The organism is Bradyrhizobium sp. DN3, assembly GCF_041357655.1.
GTDB lineage: Bacteria > Pseudomonadota > Alphaproteobacteria > Rhizobiales > Xanthobacteraceae > Bradyrhizobium.
The window spans coordinates 111,047-134,219 of the sequence record NZ_JAULLN010000020.1 but is presented as its reverse complement, the minus strand read 5'-3'; the positions used below and the strand labels follow the sequence as shown (position 1 = coordinate 134,219).

18 protein-coding genes, 1 pseudogene and 1 riboswitch are annotated in these 23,173 nt (G+C 58.4%); of the genes and pseudogenes, 11 read left to right on the top strand and 8 right to left on the bottom strand.

Annotated features, from left to right (window positions below; all coding sequences use genetic code 11):
- Window positions 1–122: 122 nt before the first annotated feature.
- A riboswitch (cobalamin riboswitch) is annotated at window positions 123–325 on the top strand.
- Between the two features lie 102 nt (window positions 326–427).
- Complete coding sequence (metE, locus tag AAE027_RS27295) at window positions 428–2,797, top strand: 5-methyltetrahydropteroyltriglutamate--homocysteine S-methyltransferase (RefSeq protein ID WP_370987002.1); 2,370 nt, start codon at window positions 428–430, stop codon at window positions 2,795–2,797.
- Window positions 2,798–3,518: 721 nt separating this feature from the next.
- Here metE and hemN read toward each other — a convergent pair.
- From hemN to AAE027_RS27255, 8 genes are all read right to left on the bottom strand, one after another.
- Window positions 3,519–4,871, bottom strand: coding sequence for an oxygen-independent coproporphyrinogen III oxidase (hemN, locus tag AAE027_RS27290; RefSeq protein WP_370987001.1), 1,353 nt, complete (start codon window positions 4,869–4,871; stop codon window positions 3,519–3,521).
- 676 nt (window positions 4,872–5,547) lie between these two features.
- Entirely contained in the window at window positions 5,548–6,177 is a 630-nt protein-coding gene (locus AAE027_RS27285) for a hemerythrin domain-containing protein (protein WP_130212532.1), read from the bottom strand.
- 155 nt (window positions 6,178–6,332) lie between these two features.
- Complete coding sequence (locus AAE027_RS27280) at window positions 6,333–6,926, bottom strand: helix-turn-helix domain-containing protein (protein ID WP_130212533.1); 594 nt, start codon at window positions 6,924–6,926, stop codon at window positions 6,333–6,335.
- Window positions 6,927–7,841: 915 nt separating this feature from the next.
- Window positions 7,842–7,997: a universal stress protein gene (locus tag AAE027_RS27275; protein WP_283810930.1), complete on the bottom strand. Its 156-nt coding sequence runs from the start codon at window positions 7,995–7,997 to the stop codon at window positions 7,842–7,844.
- 724 nt (window positions 7,998–8,721) lie between these two features.
- Window positions 8,722–9,327, bottom strand: a complete 606-nt coding sequence (fixJ, locus tag AAE027_RS27270) for a response regulator FixJ (protein WP_370987000.1) — start codon at window positions 9,325–9,327, stop codon at window positions 8,722–8,724.
- A gap of 155 nt (window positions 9,328–9,482) precedes the next feature.
- Complete coding sequence (locus AAE027_RS27265) at window positions 9,483–9,719, bottom strand: hypothetical protein (protein WP_245471128.1); 237 nt, start codon at window positions 9,717–9,719, stop codon at window positions 9,483–9,485.
- Window positions 9,716–10,057, bottom strand: a complete 342-nt coding sequence (locus AAE027_RS27260; protein WP_370986999.1) for a hypothetical protein — start codon at window positions 10,055–10,057, stop codon at window positions 9,716–9,718. The genes AAE027_RS27265 and AAE027_RS27260 overlap by 4 nt, the downstream gene beginning before the upstream one ends.
- A gap of 74 nt (window positions 10,058–10,131) precedes the next feature.
- Window positions 10,132–10,650, bottom strand: a complete 519-nt coding sequence (locus AAE027_RS27255; protein WP_370986998.1) for a hypothetical protein — start codon at window positions 10,648–10,650, stop codon at window positions 10,132–10,134.
- 438 nt (window positions 10,651–11,088) lie between these two features.
- Here AAE027_RS27255 and AAE027_RS27250 point away from each other — a divergent pair, with 438 nt between their 5' ends.
- From AAE027_RS27250 to AAE027_RS27205, 10 genes and pseudogenes are all read left to right on the top strand, one after another.
- On the top strand, window positions 11,089–11,316 hold the full coding sequence (locus tag AAE027_RS27250) for a hypothetical protein (protein ID WP_084674912.1): 228 nt from the start codon (window positions 11,089–11,091) through the stop codon (window positions 11,314–11,316).
- Between the two features lie 416 nt (window positions 11,317–11,732).
- Window positions 11,733–12,092: a hypothetical protein gene (locus tag AAE027_RS27245; protein WP_370986997.1), complete on the top strand. Its 360-nt coding sequence runs from the start codon at window positions 11,733–11,735 to the stop codon at window positions 12,090–12,092.
- A gap of 63 nt (window positions 12,093–12,155) precedes the next feature.
- A pseudogene (locus AAE027_RS27240) lies at window positions 12,156–12,795 on the top strand (cbb3-type cytochrome c oxidase subunit I); the annotation flags it as partial.
- A 517-nt stretch (window positions 12,796–13,312) separates the two neighbouring features.
- Entirely contained in the window at window positions 13,313–13,690 is a 378-nt protein-coding gene (locus AAE027_RS27235) for a hypothetical protein (protein ID WP_370986996.1), read from the top strand.
- A 102-nt stretch (window positions 13,691–13,792) separates the two neighbouring features.
- Window positions 13,793–13,963, top strand: a complete 171-nt coding sequence (locus tag AAE027_RS27230; RefSeq protein WP_370986995.1) for a cold-shock protein — start codon at window positions 13,793–13,795, stop codon at window positions 13,961–13,963.
- Between the two features lie 1,027 nt (window positions 13,964–14,990).
- Window positions 14,991–15,176, top strand: a complete 186-nt coding sequence (locus AAE027_RS27225) for a hypothetical protein (protein ID WP_076829490.1) — start codon at window positions 14,991–14,993, stop codon at window positions 15,174–15,176.
- 1,984 nt (window positions 15,177–17,160) lie between these two features.
- Window positions 17,161–18,399: a nodulation protein NoeE gene (gene noeE, locus AAE027_RS27220; RefSeq protein WP_370986994.1), complete on the top strand. Its 1,239-nt coding sequence runs from the start codon at window positions 17,161–17,163 to the stop codon at window positions 18,397–18,399.
- A gap of 220 nt (window positions 18,400–18,619) precedes the next feature.
- Window positions 18,620–19,573 carry a sulfate adenylyltransferase subunit CysD gene (gene cysD, locus AAE027_RS27215; protein ID WP_370987171.1) on the top strand — a complete coding sequence of 318 codons (954 nt, stop codon included), beginning with the start codon at window positions 18,620–18,622 and terminating at the stop codon, window positions 19,571–19,573.
- On the top strand, window positions 19,573–21,456 hold the full coding sequence (cysN, locus tag AAE027_RS27210; RefSeq protein ID WP_370986993.1) for a sulfate adenylyltransferase subunit CysN: 1,884 nt from the start codon (window positions 19,573–19,575) through the stop codon (window positions 21,454–21,456). The genes cysD and cysN overlap by 1 nt, the downstream gene beginning before the upstream one ends.
- A gap of 587 nt (window positions 21,457–22,043) precedes the next feature.
- On the top strand, window positions 22,044–22,499 hold the full coding sequence (locus AAE027_RS27205; protein WP_370986992.1) for a hypothetical protein: 456 nt from the start codon (window positions 22,044–22,046) through the stop codon (window positions 22,497–22,499).
- Window positions 22,500–23,173: the final 674 nt, after the last annotated feature.

Genomic DNA, 23,173 nt, shown 5'->3' with positions numbered 1-23,173 from the left:
CGCTGATTGGAGAGCGCTTCTACATCGTCTCAACGATAGAGATGCACGGCCATTCGCGTAGCAGATGTCGCAGCATTTAGCTTGAGACAAATCTGAGAGGTTGACGGAAGAGTTCTCTTGCCGATAATCCAAGTCGTCGAGGTTCTCCGGTTTCCATTTGATCCGGAGCTAAGAGGGAAGCCGGTGAACATGCCGGCGCTGCCCCCGCAACTGTGAGCGGCGAGCCGCTGTCCAACGATGTCACTGAAGCCTGCGCGGCTTCGGGAAGGCCGGACAGCAGCGATGACCCGCGAGCCAGGAGACCTGCCCCGACAATATATTCGTCCACGGGCGGGGTGTCCCGGTGGTGCGCCAAGCAGCCGTCGCACTGCGCGACTTCCCCTGCCTGCGTCCGCCATGGCCTTTGCCCCCAACATGGGTTAACGCTATGTCTCTTCTCTCTCTTCCGGTTGCCACGCTCGGAACGCCACGCATCGGTCCCAGGCGCGAGCTCAAACTCGCTCTAGAAAGCTACTGGGCCGGAAAAAGCAGCGAACAGCAGTTGCTCGAGGACGCAGCTGGCCTGCGTGCCGCGAACTGGGCTCGTCAGAAATCTATCGGCGTCACGGTCATTCCATCGAACGATTTCTCGCTGTATGACCAGGTGCTCGACACAAGTGTCATGGTTGGCGCCATCCCGGAGATCTACGCCTCGAAAACCGAATCCGTTTCGCTCAAGACGTACTTCGCCATGGCCCGCGGTTCACAATGCGACGACCAGGGTGCGAGTTGCGGTCACGGACCGCGCGGATTTGGCGCACCCGCGCAGGAGATGACCAAGTGGTTCGATACCAACTACCACTACATGGTCCCCGAGTTTCACAGGGGACAGACTTTCAGATTGCGCTCTCGAAAGCCGATCGAGGAGTATGAGGAAGCCAAGGCCCTTGGCTTCCAGACCCGCCCTGTCCTGATCGGGCCGGTTACATTCTTGAAGCTCGGCAAGAGTGCCGATCCTGCGTTCCTGCCACTCTCACTACTGGATGATCTGATACCGGCCTATATCGAGGTTCTGCAGGAATTGGCCAAACGCGGGGCAAATTGGGTTCAGTTCGACGAGCCCTGCCTGGTTCTTGATCTGGATGAGGGGTCGCGAAAATCTTTGCTACATGCCTATGACCGGCTCGCCAAGGAGGGCCCGGCCATCAAGATCATGGTTGCCAGCTATTTCGGCGACCTCGGCGACAATCTAGACACCGCCTTGAGGCTGCCAATTGCCGGATTGCACCTCGATCTGGTTCGAGCGCCACAGTTATTGGATCAGATCATTGCCGGCGCACGAAGTGATCTCGTCATGTCGCTCGGTGTCGTCGACGGCCGGAATGTATGGCGGTCGAATTTGTCGTCGCTCCGCCAGCGGCTAGAACCCGCGATTGCGAAGCTCGGCAAGGATCGTGTACAGATCGCCCCATCCTGTTCGCTGCTTCATGTGCCGGTCGATGTTGAACTCGAGACCGGTCTCGCTTCCGACGTCAAGAGCTGGCTTGCTTTCTCGGTTCAGAAGATGCGCGAGCTTGCGATCCTGGCGCGTGCACTCGCGGGCGACCAAAATGTTGCGCCAGCCTTTGCCGAGTCGGAACGTGCCGCGACCGTCCGCCGGACTTCGCCGAAGATCCGTGATGCCAATGTCGCTGTCCGGATGAGAGCTATCGACCAGACCATGCGCCGGCGCGCCAGCACATTTGCCCGTCGTGCCGAGATCCAAAGCAATCGCTTCGGACTACCGGCTTTTCCGACCACGACGATCGGATCGTTTCCTCAGACCACAGAGGTCCGTAATGCCCGTGCGGCGCATGCGCGAGGCGCGATGAGCGACGAGCAATACGACAGGTTCCTCAAGGAGGAGACTGCGCGCGCCGTACGTTGGCAGGAGGACATCGGTCTGGACGTCCTCGTGCACGGTGAATTTGAGCGCAATGACATGGTACAGTACTTCGGCGAGCAACTCGCCGGCTTCGCATTTACCAGGAACGGATGGGTGCAATCCTACGGCTCGCGCTGCGTCAGGCCACCGATCCTGTTTGGCGATGTCTTGCGGCCGAAGCCGATCACCGTGGACTGGTGGCGCTACGCGCAATCACTAACCAGGAAGCCGATGAAGGCGATGTTGACCGGACCGGTGACGATCTTGAACTGGTCGTTTGTCCGCGATGATATTCCCAGAAGCGAGGTCTGCCGCCAGATTGCGCTCGCGATCCGAGACGAAGTCCGCGATCTCGAGAACGCTGGTGCGACCATGATCCAGATCGACGAAGCTGCACTCCGCGAAGGATTGCCGTTGCGTCGATCGGAGTGGACGGCTTATCTCGACTGGGCCGGGGATTGTTTCCGCATCTGCTCATCGGGCGTCGCCGATCAAACACAAATTCATACGCATATGTGCTACTCGGAGTTCAACGACATCATCGGTGCGATCGCTGCAATGGACGCGGATGTCATCTCGATCGAGACGTCGCGCTCGAAAATGGAACTACTCGACGCGTTCAGGAACTACGAATATCCAAATCAGATCGGGCCGGGCGTGTACGACATCCACTCTCCCCGCGTTCCCGAGACAGGCGAAATGAAGGAGCTGATGGCGTTGGCTCGGACACGGCTGCGGGATTCGCAGCTCTGGGTCAATCCGGACTGCGGCCTGAAGACTCGCAAATGGGAGGAGGTTCGGCCGGCGCTGGTCAACATGGTCGCTGCCGCCCGCGAACTGCGCGCTGCATCCGATCCGCGAGGCCGTTGGTCCCGGGCTTGCGTCTCTCCTTGAGAAAGCTGATCCGCTTGTAGTCATTTGCGCTCTCAATAATCTCGAGGGAGCCTTGGGAACACAAAAAGCCCGGCCGCGCTTAGCGGGCCGGGCGGAAGTTAAGTCTAGGAGGAGCGACGCTGACGCATCGCGCGGACTTCCATCGGCGGAGAGAGGGCGGCCGACGGTTCGATCCCGGCGAGGATATTCGCCGAAAATCGGAGCCCAGTTAAAGCACAAGCTCAGCGTAGTTCTATTATGCCGTGGTATGCGACCGATATAGCCCGAGATTAGAAATCTACACCAAGGTTTGTCGCTCATGAGCACGTTCGCAACGGTTTGCCGACAGCAACGAGGGCGGTGATGCCGGGCGGTCGCCGCATGGACGGGCACCAACCGCAAACTTGGTGCGCTTTCATGCCTGTAACGATATGCTCGATCAGCGCGACGATACGAAAAACCCGGAAGGATCTCGCAAACGTAGCCAATGCATGAGCGGTTGCTATTGATTTGGACCCTGCTTAAGGCACTCGTTGGTCGACCGGTTCCACCCGATAGTCAGTTTTCGGCTTGGGCCTCTGTTTGAGATCTATGAGCGGACGACGCAGAGGATGTCAGGGGCTTGAAGGTGGCGGGTGCCGATAGGGTGCTCCTCAGCCCTGAGTGTGGTCCTGCCCCAAAGATAGGCCATTTAAGTGATGGCGACTTCGGACCCGACACGACTCGGCTCGGCGCAGCCGGTTTAGACCGCCGGACTGTGTGTAGCCCCGCACCGAGGAAGATAAGCGTCGAACGCCGATGCGACGCTCCGGACCAGGAACTCTGCGCCACCAGCTACGGAAAGCCGGCCATCGTCAATCACCACGACGCCATCTGCGATAAGGCTGTCGATTCGAGAACGATCGACGACGGCGAGCTTCGGATCCAGACCGTGACGACGGGATGTCTCGGAGAGATCGACTGCCATGTCGCACATGATTCGCTCGATGATCTCGGCGCGGAAGCGATCCTCATCCGTCAGCAAATAGCCCTTCGCGGTGGCGAGCCGATCCTCGCTGATGCGAGCAAGGTAGTCCTTTGCCGAGACAGCGTTCGCGACAAACCCTTGTTGCATGCGCCCGATGGCGCTGGCGCCGAGACCAATTAGGGCGTCCGCGCAATCGTCGGTATAGCCCTGGAAGTTGCGCTTCAGCCTGCCTTCCCGCCTCGCCCGGGCAAGACTTTCGTGCGGCAGGGCAAAGTGATCGATGCCGACGCGTACGTATCCAGCATCAACTAAAGCTTCCGCGATCGTTTCGAATTGGAGATAGCGCTCGACACTGTCGGGCAGAGTGAATTCATCGATCTTGCGTTGATGCTTCTTGAACGCAGGAATGTGCGCGTAGCCGAAGGCCGAAAACCGGTCCGGATGCAACTCGAGGCATTTGGCGACAGTGTCCAGGCACGACGCGACTGTCTGCTGGGGCAGGCCATAGAGCAGGTCGAAATTGATCCGGCCGACGCCGGCGCGGCGTAACCGATCGACCGAGGTTGCGGTCTGTTCGAAGCTCTGCAGACGATTGACGGCCCGCTGAACAACTGGATCGAAGCTCTGGACGCCAAGGCTCGCCCGGTTGACCCCGCAATAGCCAAGCATCTCGGCCATCGGCTCGCTCAACATGCGTGGATCGATCTCCACGGCGATCTCGGCATCAGGCAGAACGTCGAACGAATAACGTAACGAACCGACCAGATCAGCAAACGTTGCAGGCGTCATGACTGTGGGAGTGCCACCCCCGAAGTGGATATGAGAGATCGGCTGTCGTTGGCCGACGACCTCTGCAATGAGGTAGGCTTCAGTGCGCAGTCCAGCCGCATAGATCGCGATCGGCTCGTCGCGTTTCGTGACCGACGTGTGGCAGCCGCAGTACCAGCACATACTTCGACAAAATGGCACGTGCACGTAGATCGAGGCGGATTGCTGCGCGCCCAAGGACTTGAGCCACGCTTGATAGTCCAACTCGCGAACTGAGGCTGAGAAATGCGGGGACGTCGGATAGCTAGTGTAGCGCGGTAGGCGATGCTGCCCGTAGGATTGTGCCAGGTCCGGTCGCATTCGGACGCCTTTCTTGCTTTCTGGGTCCGATTATCGGACGCAGACCGGGCAAGCTTTGCGCTGCCTCAAAATATCTGGTTTGCTGATGGCCACTCCAAAGCGCATTTGGTAGGGCATGCGCACGCCGCATACGTCGTATTTTGGATCGCGATGAAGCGGTCACACGCCAGGAATGAGCATCCTTTACGATGCGGAGCCCCATAGATCGTTGTGATCCGATCGCGCCAGAACTGCGCCAGGCGCTCAACGTCCAGCGCCTTGCCGTTCGTGCTGAACGTATCCGGAAGTGGCAGTGCCTCGCAGTTGGCGTGCAGTGAGTTGAACCGGCTGCGCTCGGATGGTTCAGAGCGTGCCGGGCGGGGCTCAAGGAGTGGGAGTGTTTCGCCGCACCCGCGCCGCCGCAATCGCTCGTCCTTATCGGTCGGCGGACATGAGAGGCGTCCGTTTCGCGCGATATTACTGCGCATGCCATACCTGCGACGGTCACATTGTGGAACGTGCCGGAACCAGAGCTCGGGAAGGCTCGGCCATGCCGTTTGCACCGGTGGTCGAGGAAGCGATCATATTGTGCAGAAGCCATCTTGGCGGTACGGCAGCCTACGCGCCCGCGAGCATCCCCATTTTCATTTCGACAGGATGAGCATGAGGTCCACTCCCTGCTGTGAAACGGCAGCGGTCAATACGCCCCATCCGTCTCGGCGCCGTGTCGCGGGTTGCCGGCCTTGGCGGACGAAAACGCGACCGAGCCCCGTTCGGCCTCAGCTTCTTGCTCCAATTGCAGAATATGAGCTCTTAGCGCATCGGAAGTCGCTGCCGCTGTCTCGCTGAACAGCGGATCTCCATGATCGGTGAGGGCGGAAGCGATTTCGGTCCAATCCTGAGCCGAGAGAGCCGTCAGGGCGGCGGGAAAGAAATCTCGTTCTTCCCATATCATGTGGTGCCGCTCCCGTACTATAAAGTCGCGTATGATATTGCCGACGTCTTGCCGAAGGAGTTCACGATCGGCGAGGATGGCGTCAATAGCTTGCGCGAAGTGGTGCAAACGGTCGACGACTTCCTGGTGTTCAAGCGCGAGATCGCCGACGATTGCAGCTGCATCCGGGTCGCGAGCCTTGAGCTTGGAAAAAATCAAGTCTTCCTGTGGATGATGGTACACCTCGGGGTAAACCTCGAAATAGCTGATAATCGCGCGAATGACCTCATAGTCGGGACGAATCCCTTTCTCAAAAATCTCCAATTCGCGTTGAAGAGCGACCAGAAGCAGATCAATGTTGCGATGCTCTTGAAGCAAAAGATCGATGATCATTGCGATGTTCCTGGAGGCACAATGCAGGCTGGAAGCGGTTCTGCCATTTGCAGGATCGCCCAAGCCGAATTCGGTGTCCTTCGCTGCGCTGCAATTGTCCGCGCTGTTCGACGCAAAAAAGTAGCGCGCTTCAATTCGAGCTAGCGTAAATCAACTCAGCCGAAGTTTTGCACAAAGCTCCTGGGCAATCTGTCGTTACGCAGCTCGACTCGGCGTGAGGTCGGCAGGGCGATCACGCCATTCTGCTCAAGTTGGGTAAAGGTGCGCGACACCGTTTCGATCGTCAAGCCAAGATAATCGGCAACATCCTGCCGTGACATGGGCAGTTCGATGGCAGCGTTCTTCGTAGCGCGGCGAGACATATCGAGCAGGAAGGCCACGACCCGGTCTTCAGCGCTGCTGATCAGGAGCATCATATGTTCCTGAAAGCGGCGGAGCTCGAGCGCCATCGCGTCCCACAGCTGCCGTGTTAGCTCCCTCTCGTGACTGGCGCGAACAATGAGGGCGGTACGATTCACCATCAGCAGCTGTGTCTCACAAATCGCTCCGGCCGAAGAGATATGACTTCCTCCGGCCTCGAAGCCGAAGATGTCGCCGGGCAGATAAAACGCACCGATCTGACGGCGTCCGTCTTCCAGAATCTTGTAGGTTCGCACAGCGCCCGAAACCACCTGATACAGGTATTCCGCTGCCTCGTCTTCGCTGTAGATCTCGCTATTGCGAGTGAACCGCATCGGTGTCGCAATCATGCCAAACGGTCCACAACCATGAGGTTGCCCACGCAAGACCCTGGTCGGATGGTGGCTGGTCTCGGTAAACCTGGGGGCCTGGGCGTGCATGGCGGACCCTATCTTGCGAACGTCGATGGGACGCAGATTGGCTGCTCCTGACGAACTGGGAAATTTGGATGTTTCCCCTAGGTAGAAGCCCCTAAGTATTTACACGTAGGTCCCGTGGAGTAGGGCGTCTTGAATGGATGCGGCGCTATCCCTTGGTTGCTCAAACATGCTCAATCGGATTAGAAAGCTGCATGCTGGCTTCGTCAGCCGCGTCCATGGAAACAGTCGGAAGCGCACGGCCGAACCCGTGAAGAACTCCAGCCAGGCCGAACGCTGTCGTCGACCGCCACTTTCGGCTCGCCGCAGGAAGTCTTGTTCGGACGCCGTGACTCTGATTCCCGATCAGCATCGGTGGCCCGCGTGACAAGGCGGATATTGACGGCATCCTGATCGATGTACGCTGGCCGATGTGGACGACGTGCTTGGAAATCATCCGATACGTACGCATGTGGACCGAGTTGGGACCCGGATCATAGAACTCGGCTCGCGTGACAGATTGACCTGGCTCAACGGACAGCTTACCGCTCTCCAGCGATTTTTGAAACGGGAGGAAATCGTGACTTCGCCTGGCTTGAAGCTGAGCTCGGGGCATCGTCGGATGGCCGGTGACAGACTGTCCGCGAGCAGTTCATGCGGCATCTCGACCGTTAGCGCACGTGTAACGTTCGAAGCAGTGTCGCATGATGACGGCCCGCACCTCGTCGATGGGGCGCCGACGAACGCATGATGGCCCGGACAGACGGCACTCCTGTTCCTGGTCGCGCGCCTGGCGTCGCTATTGCGCCGATTGCGACGGCGTTCTGACCGCATCTGGAATTCCTGCCCTCAGTGCGACATCAGGACTGGGATGGTGATTGCACGAAGGATATCTCCCGCGATACCGCCGCGCAGCCTTTCTTGCAGCCGAGAGCGCCCGTATCTACCCATCACCAGCAGGTCGAGGCTTGCGTCCGCCGCAAGCGATAGGAGGGCGCGCTGCACTGAGCGGGATGTCGGGAGTGAGACGACCTTTGCAGAAAGTCCCGGCTTTGCAAGATACTGACCCAGACAGGCGGTGGAGCTTTCCGCTGGGACCCTGCCGGAGTGGCGGTCGCGACGACGGTGAGGGCGTCTGCTTTACACAGCAGCGGCATCGCGTCTTGCAACGCGCGGGCCGCACGGCGGCGGCCGCCCCAGCAAATCCGAATTCGTCTGATCGAAGAAAGCGCCATGGAAAATCCATGGCGGGTACCAAACAGGGCAGGGAATAGACTGGTATGCCGGCGTTCCGTGCCCGCAGTGCCGCTTCGGCCCGCTCCAACGCACGCGACCGTTTGATTTCGAAGACTGAAGTGACTGCCGCCCAGCCGAGCGCAATGACCGCATAATGGTCCTCCCGTAACCGACCGCCACAGCGCCAAGATGCGCACCTATGCCCAATGCGAAGGAAATCGGACCGTTTACTGCAGCCCGCACCGGGAGCTCCGTGGGAGGATGGACCAATATATTGCCGAACTATGCCGTTCTCCGGGCTGATAGAACTGCCGCCCATCGGAGCACAAACCTGGGCCCGCGCAATTGATCTGCTTCATACGCCGTCGTGATTTTGTTTAAGCAAGCAGCAGCTCTCGCGATGGTCCGGAGGCAAGAAACTAGCATCGCGTGTATTGCATCGGTAGCCGTCACTGAAAACATGATCGGCGCGGCGCCGCCATTTGCGCTGCTGCTAGAGTCCCGCTGTAATGGCGATCCGCATCAACTCGGACATGCTACGGACATGGGACTTGGCCATGAGGTTCGCACGGTAGACCTCGACCGTCCGGGGACTGATGCCGAGATCATGGGCGATCACCTTGTTAATCTTGCCGGCTAATAGTCCCTGCAGGACGTCACGCTCGCGCGACGAGAGGTCCGCGAGGCGGGCTTCCGCCTGCAGTTTCGCTGCGTCATCGGCTGGCTTTGCTGGCCGCGCTTCCAAAGCACTATTGATCGCACGTAATAGCACCTCCTCCTCGAACGGCTTCTCAATGAAGTCGACCGCACCCGCTTTCATCGCTTCGACTGCGAGCGATACGTCGCCATGACCAGTTATCAGGACGACGGGGCAGTCGACGCGATCGGCCTTCACTTTGCGGACCAGTTCGAGCCCGCTCATACCCGGCATGCGAATGTCTGACACAATGCAGTCAGCCGGACCGCTCGCGACGTCATTGAGAAACGCGGTCGCCGTCTCATAGGTTGCTACGTAGAAACCGTTAACATCAAGCAGAAACGCAAGCGAGTCCCGCATCGCGGCGTCATCGTCGATCACAAGAATGCGCCGGCCAATCATGTCTCTTCACTAAGCTCCGCGAACGCGGTGAACTGAAAGATCGTGCCGCCGCCCGGATTCGATTCCGCGACGATGTGGCCGCAGTGTGACTCGAATGGTCTGGCAGATTGATAGCCTCACACGCATCATGGTCTTTGGTCGTGACAAAGCCGGCCCTATCTGGGCCAGATGCGCCAGTGCGTCGGCTGCACGGCTACGTGTTCTCCGGTCTTTGCCTTGATCCAGCCGCCGAAGATCCGACGGCAAGGAAAGACCACCCGGTGAATCGTATTACCCTCGATCACGGCGATCTCCAGATCCCGATCAAACGGCGGCGCCGTTTCGAGCCGCTCCCAGGTCAGGTCGCCGTTAGATCTTGAACGGCGTTCATCGCTGCCGGCTGACAAATTCACGCAACCTTCTGAACAGTACGGACGAGATCGTTTGGCCGGCGCGCGAACAGGCTCAGCCCAATATTACCAAGGCGGCGCGTGGTCTCGATCACGTCAGCCGCGGCCGGGGTTTTATCGGCCGTGGCGCCGTTGAACCTATCGTGCCGGGACATGATCCGCTCACCAACCGAAATATTAGGATTCGCGCTGCGAAACAACTCCGGGCCTTCGGTCGAATCGATCTGGATCAGCTCAAGCCCTCGGCGGTTGCTATTGATCGCTGTTCTGCAGAAGTTAAACTGGACTGCCGCTCCCGCAATCTGGCCCGCGGCGGGACAAATGGCGCCGTGGTCTGTCATGTCGAAACATCCTCCGTTGATGAGAAATCTCCTTGTCCCACGGCGTCGGCGTGGGGCGTTGGGTTGTGATGACGTCAGCCGCGCCCTTGCGAGCGGGGCGGCATCCCCAGGCGAGAATGGGAAGACGCCGGAATTCGCTTGACGACATTCGGATGGGCCGAGCTGCGCTCGGCGCCGATCATCGCGCCGGTCCGCAGGTCGATGAAGTGGACGCCATCGCAAGCGGCGCAGGTTATCTCGCGCAGGTCATCGGCACGCAGCTCGGGTGCGTCCGGCAGCAGTCCTTGAACCCGGTCGCCGGTATCTGGACATGAAAAGATGATGGGCCGCCAAGTCTTTCTGTCTGCCATGTGTCTGACCTTGGACTGGAAGACCACTTCTATCAGTAAGCAGCCGCCGCAGTATTGATACAGGTCAAAAGGAGCTGATGCGCGTCCAGCATGGCCGAGCTCGAGCGGCCGCTGCGAGCCGGACAGGCCCGTGTTGGCAGACGACATGTCCCAATTCGGGCGATCCGCCAGTGCCTCGCGTTGGTCCGCAACACGCCAGCGTGTAGCCGGGTTGATGAGGCGCACCGCACGCGAATGGGCCACGACAGCATTTGTCCTCAATGCTGTGATCGGCCGGCAAGCAGAAAAGTTCGCGGCCTCTCGAGGTTCCGTATTGCCAGCGGTTGAGTATGGGATCGATAGAGATCAATAGCCGGCATCTCGGGCGTGAGGGCGCATGCTGCTCTCAATCGTCTCTTTAAGACATTCCTCGATCATCGACTCAATTTTGTTGGTCGAGGGCATGAGCAGACCAGAAGGCGCTGTCGCTCGGCTCAAAACAGAGTGCGGTCCGCCAAGCCGGACAGATAGCGATTGCGGGGGCTGCGGGACAACAGGAGCGCTCGCGCCGCGCCGCCCAAGTCTCGACCGCATCTCCGAGGAGCGGACAACCTCCTGGGGATGCTGCTTGAGGCAGATCAAATACTCTTGTGGCGCGAATGGCAGAATGGCGGATAAGCAAACCCACAGGAAGACGGTGCCATGCCTTCATTTAACGTTCGGTTCATTAAGACCGTTTGTGACGATACCGGCCATGAGCATCGTGCCTGTCAGGCGGCGTTCAAGATCGATGCCGCCTCGCTGAGTGCTGCTGCACAGCAGGCGGAGACCGATTTCTGCAAGCAAAAGAGTGTCCGCGATTGGACAGTCTTCGCCGATGTGATCGAGCTTCGAACCCCGCCTGCATTGCCGCCGGCATGGGGTGGTTAGCTTGAGTTTGGCCAGGGAAGTCTGCGAATTGAATTGGGAGTCAATCCATGAATCTAGGCGCGATCCCGGACAGCGTCGTGCCGACCGTCGATTTGAGAGAACAACTCGTGATGCTGTCGTCAATTCGGCAGGCGCCATGTTGCCTCACGACACCTAAGCGGACCTCGCTGGACGGTTTGCCAGCCTGCCGTTCAACTGGCTCTGCAGCGCTCCGCCAAGTGTCGTACCGGCGCGCCATCCGGATCGAAGGATTTGCTCCCACAAATCGGTCTTATTTGATTGATGTCAAAAACAGCTATGGCTGTTTCGAAGAGCATGCATGTTTGGCCAATCTGCACATATCGATGCCCTTGTCGGTTTAGGAATCTGCTCAGCCGGTTACGAGCGATCCGTCCCGGAAATCCGAACCGACTCACTTGAGCCCGCAGGACATCGATGCGATCGCACGTGAGCTTAATCTGTCCATATCCGCCTTTCTAACCATGGCGCAAAGACCGGGCTCTCCTGAAGCCTTAAGCAAGCGCCTCTCACTTGCCGGTCTTTCCGAGAATGCGCTTGCTGCCGCCAAGGAGACGTATTGCGCGAGGCAGCGGGTGTGCGGCCTGTGTCAGGCCAAGACCCGCTGCGCCGCCGACCTCGAGAGGCAGAACCATGCAATCCGCTCAAAGACCGCCCAAACGAACAGGCCCCGCGGCTCGGTCGTGAGATATCCTCCCGCTGCGCTTTCGCGATCGATCGCGCTCAATCAGTTCCTCGCCGAAGATCTTGACTCCTGAGCAAGCCCCATTTCAAAGAAGGCCAACACAGGACAAGCCCATCGCCGCCTCGAAATCCACGACATGGGTGAAGCAGGCCTGATGTCTGCATTCGTTGTTTCTGCCTACGCTTGCTTCTTTGCCGGAGCGATGGGGACACGATCCGGCGTTTACCTTCTGCGCATTGTTGGCTTTCGCTGCCAGTCTGGCCGTCGCCGCCGTCATCCTCAATCGCCACTATGAACGGCGGGCGCGACTACCGCCGGCGGAGATGAACGGTCGGCCGAGCTACAACTCGGTCCGATCAAATTCGCTCGGCGATGTGGCGTCGCTGGGTTTTCCATCGGTCTTCTATCGCGTCACAGCTTGCTTGGCCTGCACTGATTTCGGTCTGTCCTGGACGAGCTTCGGGCGACTCCGCCCGCTGCATACGTCGGCTATGATCTTTGCGTTCGGCGGCAACGTGCTTATCGCGACCTCGTTCTACGTCGTGCAGAAGACTTGCCGCACGCGACTGACTGGCGATCTCGCGCCGTGGTTAGTGGTCGTCGGCTATGGTGTGTGTCAATGTTTTTGTTCTGGTCGCGGGCACCGCTATCTGTTCGGCGCCACCCAGTCGAAGGAATACGCCGAGCCGAAGTGGTGCGCCGATCTCTGGCTCACCATCGTCTGGGTCATCTATCCCATTGTGTTCCTTGCGACATTGGTGAAAAGGAAGGAGCCGCAGTCTTTAAGCGCGACTGTTGCTTCGATGTCACCAAATGGATGAACCGGCGATCTACGCTCGTGTCAAACGAGGGACGACATGTTCGATATTTATTTGAACGGAAGACACGATCTTTTGGTCGTTCCGCGAGGCTTTGCGATCCCCGCGGGATTGGACGGCAATTGGAAGCGAAAGAAGCGGGCGGTGCGTTCGGTGAGCGATGTCATTCGCCAAGATGTGCAACAGCGCGGTTACCATCGACGTAGTTTGATCTCAAATCGGTCGAAGGCGGCAGTTGAGACCTCGTCACACGCGTAGCCAACGCGGCTATCCACGCTGAGCCAGTCTTCGAAACACTCTGGGCAGGATGTCGCCGATGCGGTCGAGAAACTTGCTTACCGCGTCGACGGCAGATGGGGATCCTGCTTCATTAGGCTTAGGGAGCAAGGTTTCTTTGAAAAAGCGCCGCACGGCGCTGCGGCTTCCCTCAGGATAAGTATTATAGAGCTTTTCCTTGAGTCGATGGCGTGCGCGCGTGAGTTTTCAGCTGTCCATACTGAAGATACTTGCCGGCCAGCCGCACGGACGGGCGAGCATTGAAGTCGTTAAACAACACTTGGCCATCTATTATAGCAGCGGCCCAGAGTGGCCGGCGCGTATGAAGCGCATCGCATGCCGCGCGCCCCAGCTCGATATTTTCGGCCAAAGGCTGATCGAGCGAGAGGCCGGTTACTGGATTATCACCGAGGAGGGAAGGAAGTCTCTTGAGACGCTCGAACAGCTAGATCGGGGTGTTATGCAGGGTCAGGTTGAGCGGGAGATCGCGCAAGAGCCCGAAGATGAGCAGCCGCCCCTGGTGTCTTCGCAGCTGCGAACAAGCGCGCGCAGAAAGCGCTGCCCGGCAAGCGATTGAGCCCGCGCAAAGGCCTATCAGCGTGACGGCTTGCCGCTCAATCCCTTGCTGATGGCCACGTACTCCGATTAGATCGCGCAAGTTGAGTTTGGAGATAATGCAATGGCAATGGGTACTGTGAAGTGGTTCAACGCGACCAAGGGATATGGCTTCATCCAACCTGAGGATGGAGGAGCTGACGTCTTCGTGCACATCAGCGCGCTCGAGAAGGCCGGCTACACCAATCTCGCGGAAGGCGCCCGGGTCAGTTACGAGATGAAGGCCGGTCGTTGAGGCAAAATCAGTGCGGAGAATCTGCGTATTGGTTGACGACGTCGCCGGGCGAGGGACTCTGCCCGATCCTTCAGCGCTCTGACCGCCTCTGGCGTTCCGACCTGGAGTGTGGCTTCCTTACGAAGCCATCGAGTGGCCTCAGCATGTCATCTCGAAGGCTTGTCGTTGCTTTTTCAGCAAACATCTTATCCCCGAGATTGGGCATGATGATCTTGAATTGGGGTAGAGGGCATCAATTGCGCGGGCCGCATGGGGAAGATCGAGCGCAATCTGTCGAGCATTCCGGATCTGACCTCGGCACGCGTGAACCTCACCGATAACCGGCTCGCTCGACTCGAGGACCATCAAGGAGCCGCGGTCTCTCTACGCGAAATTGGATACATCACACCGAAAGCGAATTGGACGAAAAGCGCGCGATCAAAGCTGAAGCGCGGCCCGTGATCTTCACGTCGGCCGCCTCTCTCTAAGAAATCATCGCGGACGCTGAAACCACAACATCTTTCCGTTCTCTGTCCTTCTTCTAAAGAAGTGAAAGTTGTTCATCCGGCCACACTTTGCCCCTCCGACGCGTTGAGCCGAGCCCGGACGACGGACGAGACCGATCTGGCGTCTAGATAAGGCAGCGCGCCAATCGTCATAAGGAGACCATAGTAAGAGATCGCCACGATGTCTCACAGGGCCTCGATGTTTGATCGCTCTAGGTTTAATACAAATCACGAACCTCCCGAGTTGCAGGTGTTGAGGTTCATCGCGATTGGCTTGCTCATCCCAGAACATGTTAGTCTACGTGCTTAGCTTCGAATAGAAAGGCGTCGATTGGGGCTGCATTTAATTATAACGAAGCCTCTCAACACGGCGTCTGTACGAAGTTTACAATTCCACAGCTGCACTAGTCCAGACGCCTTGTCTTCCGAAAGCATGACCGAGCTTATACCCCAGCGCGAGTTCCTATGATTGTCTCATTTTTACGGTCGTCGCTCCGAAAAAACTGTGTTACAAGCCGCTCCTCTCAAAAGGAGCATTCATCGTGAAAAAAGCAACCAAGAAACGCGTTAAGCGGCGCGAGTGGACGAAGGCAGATATCAAAGAGCTCAAAGTCCATTCGAAGGCTCGAACTCCGGTCATCAAAATAGCAAAAATGACCAAACGCAGTGTCGGTGCGCTACGCCAGAAGGCCTTAAATCTCGGAATCGGACTCGGACATCAGCGGTAATTTTGAGCAACGCTGGCCACTGGCGCGGTAGGGCGGCTCGCGGGCCGCCCTCCATGGCCATACAAACTTTGTCGCACATTAGCTTTGCCGATCCGCGCTGAGAGAGTTTTTCACGCACGTGCTGGATGGCCTTCAATGTCGCGGAACGGGCTCCAACGCCTCCTCATCTTTGATCGTTTCGACGGCCGCTTGCGATGTATGATCGCGAGTGAAGACATAGCCTTAGCCATAGCCCTGTCTCGAAGATAAAGCCCCGAAACACTCGGTCCCGGCATGCATGCGATGGGGCCACATCGCCCAGTCCGAGGCGCGTTAGCGTTTCGAGAAGCTGACCACTCTCAGACGAACTCCCGTAGGGGCCGAATCTAGCATCCGTTCGCCAGCAGCTTCTTCAGCTTCGGCGAGGCAGTCTTGGCCGCGCTGGGCCGAACAATCGGCTGACCGCTTTAGCCAAATGGAAACAACCTCGCGAATGGGGCATCCTCGAAGCTCATGCCAGGCTAAAGTTTGGGCGTAAGCGGACGCCGCCGAGCCTGTCGGCTAGCTCGAGCTCCTAGGCGATATGGCGCGCTCAGCAGCAATTGAAAAAGCGCTCTGTTAGCCTGATAGATGGCGGCGGAGCGGTTACGTCCTGAACCCGTCATCACCTGCGCGCCCTCGGTGTTGTGAACGGACCACAACCACCTTCGACCGCGCTGCTTCAAGACATACTCGAAGGACGGGAGACTCGACATGGTTAGCGAGCTCCATTTCCGACGGTCGTGCGTTTGGTCTTCTGAGTGCCGGAGCGGGCCCTCTCCGGGCGATGCCTCACTGTAGCAAGCTTGGCAATGAACTCGCTTGATCGCTCAACGCCGAATTCATCAAGAGCGAGCTCATCCTGCGCTTGCTGTCGTGGCGCCAAAGTCGCGAGATGCTTGCGCGTTTTAGCCGTCAGCGACATCTGCACGATCCGGGCATCGCGGAGGATTTATGCCGCAGGAAACCGTTCTTCTCTAGCAGCTTTGAGTGGGTCGTCACGAAGCAAGGGTCGACGTGCATCAATCGTGACATCAGATTGACCGGTACATCCTTTTCTCTGCCCAAATAGGTCATCGCCATCAGCATCGTCCACCGTGGCCCAGTGATGCCCAGCACATTGGCACGGAATTTGGCAAGTTCTTCGAGACACGCATGGATCGATCTGATCTCCCACGCAAACGCCGGACAATCTCGTCTCCGTCAGTAGAGATGCGGCCAAGCGCGCTTGCTGGATCAGGTAAATCCGGCGGCATCTTAAGCCAGGTTCCATCCTTTACAAGCCTCCTTAGCGCCGATTAGGGGAGGGGCATCGCTGCAAGGGCAGGTAAATCAAATACTTGGTACAGTTCCCACGGACGGGCTTGCGAACAACAGGCTGGCCGGAGCCATGGCTCAGTGTCTTGAAGGACCAACGGCAGCGCTCACGGGAAAGTTGCGTCGGGATCGATACGCGTTGACAAGATAGCTGCGCCTCGCCAAGTCTGAGATGTCCGCGATATGGTCTGCTTCTTTGCCGCACTCGCCGAGCTGTCCGCTCTTTTGCCGAACTTCTTTGGTGTATGCCGAGCATCAGCGAGGTGCATGTCGCATTTGCGTCTTCAATGCCCAGCAACAGGCAGCTTGTGACTATACGTAATAACCTTCCATGTGCTGCGGGCGGTCTTCGGCAAACGTCGGTATAGTTCTTTCCAACCTTCCCATATCCGCAATCAATCTTCGTGCAATTGAGCTGGCGCTTGACTTCGTTTCAACTGTCGAGCAATCGAGGAGGCGATTGCAGTTATCCTTTCATTCCGCCCGATCGATCGAACTGAACGGCAGTCATGAGTGGCAGACAAAATTCTTGTCGTTTCGACGCTTTGTACGCAAGCGGTTGCTCTTATGTGATCCCGCTGCTGGCTTTGTTTCGCTCAATCGAGCGAGCGCCGACGGGGTTCGCTTTTCAAGCACGAGGGTCTGAACGATGAGCGGATGTTTTGGCCGTTCGCCTGCGGTGTGCTTTCTCCTCGGTCTTCCACGATCCGGGACGACACTCCTGGCGCATTTGCTCCAGCACCATCCAGACATTGTGGCTCCGCCTGAACCCTGGTTGATGCTGGCGCTTGAAGCATTTGGCAGGGTGGACCAGCGCCATCCGGCGGGCAGCTCACTGATTGAGGCCGCGACCGCGGAATTCCTGGGGCGGATAGATCGCACGATCGTCAGCCGCGCTTTTGCCGATGCAGCATACGATCAGTATCTGGCAGAAGCGGGCAAGCGCATCATCATAGACAAGACACCACGCTATTGGACGGCGCTTGGGTTTCTTGAATCTGTCTATCCAGAATCGCCTCACATCCTTCTGATGCGCAATCCCTATGCCATCGCCGCTTCACTGAAATCGACGTGGGGCATCCCACTGCGGGCAGAAAGCTCGCATTCGGTCAGCGTATCCAGTCTCACCGATCTCATGCTCCGTCTGCCCGACGGGATCATATCTTCACTCGCGGATTTGGTTCTGGGCCTTCCCAAGCTCGCCGCGCACCGCACTCGCCCGCAGACACAGTTCGTGCAATACGAACTGCTCGTGGCACATCCGGACGAGGAAATCCGGCGTCTGTTGACGGGGCTCGGCTGTGATCCAGCGGCCGTCGCATCGGCGGGAATGGGACAAGCAGATTATCTTCGATCCAGCAGCTTTGGAGACCGAAAAATCTTGGAACGAAACGCCGTCGACGAAAGCTCTGTCAAGGCATGGCAATCTCAATTGAGCGTCGAAGAGATGCAAACCGTGACCGATCTGGTCGGCTCCGAGCTTTTGCTAGAACTCGGATATGAGCAGGAACTGGTGCATGCACAGCAAGCCGGAGTCCTCGATAGGGGAGGGGAGGTAACCGAACTTTATCGTCAGATATTCCGAACCTGGTGGGATTTGCGAAGTACAAAGGCGGGAGCATTATCCGGTCCATCTCACGCTGGAGAGCCGGTCCAGAAAACTCGCTCCGCGTGCGACGTCTCCAAGGTGCGACAGGCGAACGGTCCATCGGGCGCCAACGTTGAGGAGAATTTGCGCCCGGCCATGGCGGCCCAGTTGCAACAGGCGTTGTTGGCGTCAGAAGCTGATCGAGCTGCGGGGCTGGACGCCATTCGCAACCGCGACACGGCTATCGAGATGTTGCGAGGCGAGGTCGCGCGGCTTGAGCAGATCCTCAATATCCCCTAGGCCGATCTGAATGCTTGCGATCAAAACACGCTGGCTGATTTAGCCAAGATCCTTAACCCGCGCGAGCTGATCTCCCGATCAGGTGTGACGCAGGCGCCGGCAGCACCAGCGGCGGATTGCGATATGCTGCCACGTCTGCAAGTCTGCTGTCCAACGGGGCTTGACCTCATGGACGAGCCATGCGTCTTGGCCGGCCGTTTCCGTCGCGGATATTCCCACTCTGGGGAGCCATAGAACGGCGAAGAACAGAGATCCTGCATCGAAAAGAAGATATATGCTGCCGAAACATCTGCGCCGTCTCGAGGCTGAATCGATTGAAATCATGCGTGATGTGGTCGCCGAGTTCAAAAGGCCGGTCATGCTTTACTCGATCGGAAAAGACTCAAGCGTGATGCTGCACATTGCGATCAAGGCGTTCTATCCGGCAAAAGTGCCTTTCCCCCTGCTTCACGTTGACACGACCTGGAAGTTCCGCGAGATGATCAGCTTCCGGGACGCGACAGCCAGGCGGCTCGGCCTCGACCTGATCGTCCACGTCAACAAGGAGGGCATCGCGCGCGGGATCAATCCAATCGATTCCGGCTCCGCGCTCCATACCCAGATAATGAAGACCGACGCGCTGAAGCAGGCGCTCGACCTCCACGGATTTGATGCGGCCTTTGGCGGAGCCCGGCGCGATGAGGAAAAGAGCCGCGCAAAAGAACGGATACTCTCCTTCCGTTCGGCCGGACACGTATGGGACCCCCGTAACCAGCGGCCGGAGCTCTGGAGCCTGTTCAACACACGGATCCGCCAGGGCGAAACCATGCGCGTGTTTGCGATGTCAAACTGGACCGAGCTCGATGTGTGGGAATACATCATGCTCCAGAAGATTCCGGTCGTTCCGCTCTACTTCGCAAAACAAAGACCGATAGTGCGTCGAAATGGTGCGACGATCATGATCGACGACAAGCGATTGCCGCTTAACTGCGACGAGACGCCGGAAATGCGGATGATCCGCTTTCGTACGCTTGGATGTTATCCTTTGAGCGGGGCTATTGAATCCGATGCGACGACGATCGAAGACATCGTCGCAGAAATGCAGACTGCGACTGTGTCGGAGCGCCAGGGACGCCTAATTGATGCCGATGAAGCCGCTTCAATGGAGAAGAAGAAGCGGGAAGGCTACTTTTGATGTTTACAAAGCCGACGATGGAACCGGTCCCCGCCAGGACAAAGGATCAGCTGCGATTCATCACATGTGGCTCGGTGGACGACGGCAAATCGACGTTGATCGGCCGATTACTGCACGACAGCAACATGATCTACCACGATCAGCTCACGGTGCTGGAACGCGACAGCATCAAGCACGGTAGCACCGGGAATGACATCGATTTCGCGCTGCTCGTGGACGGGCTGGAGGCCGAACGGGAGCAGGGCATCACGATCGACGTCGCCTACCGCTTCTTCACGACGCCGCGGCGCTCCTTCATGGTGGCCGACACTCCCGGTCACGAGCAGTATACCCGAAATATGGCTACCGGCGCCTCGCATGCTCAGCTCGCCATCATCCTGATCGATGCCCGGAAAGGCGTGATGGTTCAGACCCGCCGCCACTCCTTTATCTGTTCGCTGCTCGGTATTCGTCATGTCGTGCTGGCAGTGAACAAGATCGATCTTGTCGCATACAACAAGGAGTGCTTCGATCGGATCGTCCATGACTATCTGGCCTTTGGCGCCGGTCTCGGCTTCACCTCGATCGTTCCGATCCCGATCTCGGCGCGCTACGGCGACAACGTCGTGGACCGCTCCGCTTATGCCAACTGGTATCATGGTCCCTGCCTCCTCGAGCATTTGGAGAGCATTGACATCCAGTCCGGCACCGCAAGCCAGGCTTTCCGCTTTCCGGTCCAATGGGTGAACCGGCCCAACCCGGATTTTCGGGGCTATGCCGGGTCGGTGGCTTCCGGGAGTATCTCGGCAGGAGACGAGATCGTTGTCGCCGCGTCGGGACGGACTACGCGCGTCAAGCAGATCGTGACCCATGATGGCGACCTTGTCGGCGCCGAAGCCGGCGATGCGGTTACCATTACACTGGAAGACGAAATCGACATCGGCCGTGGCGACATTCTGTCCCGACCGGACGACCGACCGAAGGTCGCCGACCAGTTCGCCGCTTATGTGATCTGGATGGACAATGAGCCGCTCGCTCCCGGACGCAGTTACGTCCTGCGGATTGGATCGCAGACGATTGCCGGCAGCATTACCGCAATTAGGCATCGGATCGACGTCAACACTTGTGAGCATCTGGCCGCCGGGACGCTTTCCCTCAACGAGATCGCCTTCTGCGATGTTGCGACCGCAATGCCCGCAGTATTCGATCCTTACGACGTCAATCGAAAGACCGGATCATTTATCTTCATCGATCGTTACACGAATCGTACGGTCGGGGCCGGCATGATAGCCTTTCCGCTACGGCGGGCCACCAATATTGCTAGGCAAGCGCTATCCGTGGACAGGAGGGAGCGCGCCGCGCTCAAGAATCAGAAGCCTTGCGTCATCTGGTTCACTGGCCTGTCTGGCGCGGGAAAGTCGACGATTGCCAACCTGGTTGATCAAAAGCTGTTTGCGATGTCGCGGCATACCATGCTGCTGGATGGCGACAACCTCCGGCACGGATTAAACGCGGACCTTGGCTTCTCGGAGGTGGACCGCGTGGAGAACATTCGGCGTGTCGGTGAAGTTGCCAAGTTGATGGCGGACAGCGGCTTGATCGTGATCTGCTCGTTCATTTCGCCCTCTAGGGCCGAACGGGACAGGGTGCGCGGCCTGGTTGGCAAGGAAGAGTTCATAGAAGTCTTTGTCGATACGCCGATCGAGGAATGCGCGCGGCGAGACCCAAAAGGCCTGTATTCAAAGGTGAAATCCGGCAAGATCAAGAACTTCACCGGGATCGATTCGTGCTACGAAGCACCAACAACACCGGAGATTCATCTCAGGACCATGGAGCAGACCCTAGAGCATTCAGCGGAAGCGGTAGTGGATGTCTTGATGGCGCGCTCAATTCTTGATGGTTAGATGTCCCTCGCATCGCACCATCGATTCGTACAATATCCTGCTGGCCCGGCCAAGGCGATTCGGCTCAGGGGCCTGCGATCGGACTTTTCAACTCTAAAGGAACAAAATGGTCGCACCCACTCCTCGAATGCCCGCTTCCGGTTACGTGCTCGAAGTGGATGGTCAATTCAAGACCGAGTACACGAGCAGAGATGGAGCATGGGCGGGAGCGGAGGAGCTCAAGAAGCGCCGTCCCATGCTCCAGATCAGAATCTACGACGCGATGACAAAGGCCAGAGAGGAAGTCCGACTTCCAGTAGGTTGAGGTTTTCGCTTAGCGTTTCTTGCTACGCGTGCGGCCAGCGACACGTAAGCTCCCGTTAAAGCCGAGCCAGGCAGCGTCTCGGCCGGCTTCGATCTCTCGCGCAGTATGAGGCTGACGCCTCGGTTTCCGAGCCTGGCCGCATCCGGCGAGCGGGCGCTTGCTTCAGTATATTGACCAATCCGAACTTAGCAGTCGGCCACGACTCCTTCCTGTCGCGGCCATGCCAGCTTTCGGGAAGCTTGCTTCCTTTTGGCCCGCCGCTCGTCGGCGGACACCGCCCGCGTTGCCCCGCGCCTTCGCATCGCGAGACAACGCAGCCGCGAAGCTTAGCCATCCTGCGCTGCGCTACGGACCTCCGCCGCGGTTCGGATTCTGCTCCATCCCGCCTGCCGTCCTTGATCGCCATGAAGGCGGCGATGGGCGCGGCCGAAAGGCAAGGGAGCTCATCCATGGCGGGCGACAAGGACGATCGCTTGATGATCTGCTCTTTTCAACCGTCAACCTGTTCGACCGCGCGGTAGACCGCGTCGAACGCGAGCTCGCCATCAACGAGCAGGCGCTGCAGAGGAGCCAACGCGAGCAGAACGGCTCGGAGGTGCGATCCGTCGAACCAGAGCGCCTCACCGCCGAGGTACTTGCGTTCATTGAGTGCCGAGACGCGATGGAACTCCGGCTCACCCTGGGGCTCACGCTTTGGACCAGCCGTCAACCACGGCACGCTCACCTTGGCGATGATTGATCCGTGAGACGTTCTCGCCGCGAAGCGGCGTGCAGAACCGAGAGATGCTGCCAGCCTGGCGATCGCTTTCAGAGAGGGACACGTGCCACTCATCTGGAGTCGGCTCGACGTAGCCTAGCAAAGCAGGACGACATGTTCTGCGGCGACTCGCCGAAAGGTGTCAAACTGACCGTTGCTAAACGGCCAGCGATCCAGGTCGCTCAATTGCCTTCAAGCCGGACCCGACCACACCCTGACAAGGCCGCTCCATTCAAGCGCAACGACGTGATACCGGCAGTCATGTGCGACGAGGGCGTACACTTTCCAGGCACCAGCATCCAGGAGGATCTCGCCGGCACCGGGGAGAAGCTCGGTCCTCCATCTGGGGGTGGCGAGGAATCGTACGTGAACGGGAAGATTGGGGCATCACTTACCTGCAGGTAGCGCGCTCGCAGGCGGAATGCCGACAGTCCTGATGTCGAACTCTCAAATTATTCTAGCTCGCTGTGAATCTCCGCACTCTGCTGCCTACGTCGGCTTCTCGCCGCCAGATGGGAGTGCGGTCAGGAAAAATTCACGCAAGAAAATCTCGGAAAGGGTTGAAACGCCCCTAACGTCAAGTTGTACGATCTCGAAATGGACAACGACAGTCATCAGCGTCCAAAACCCTCCAACGCGCGACGGAGTGCGAATGC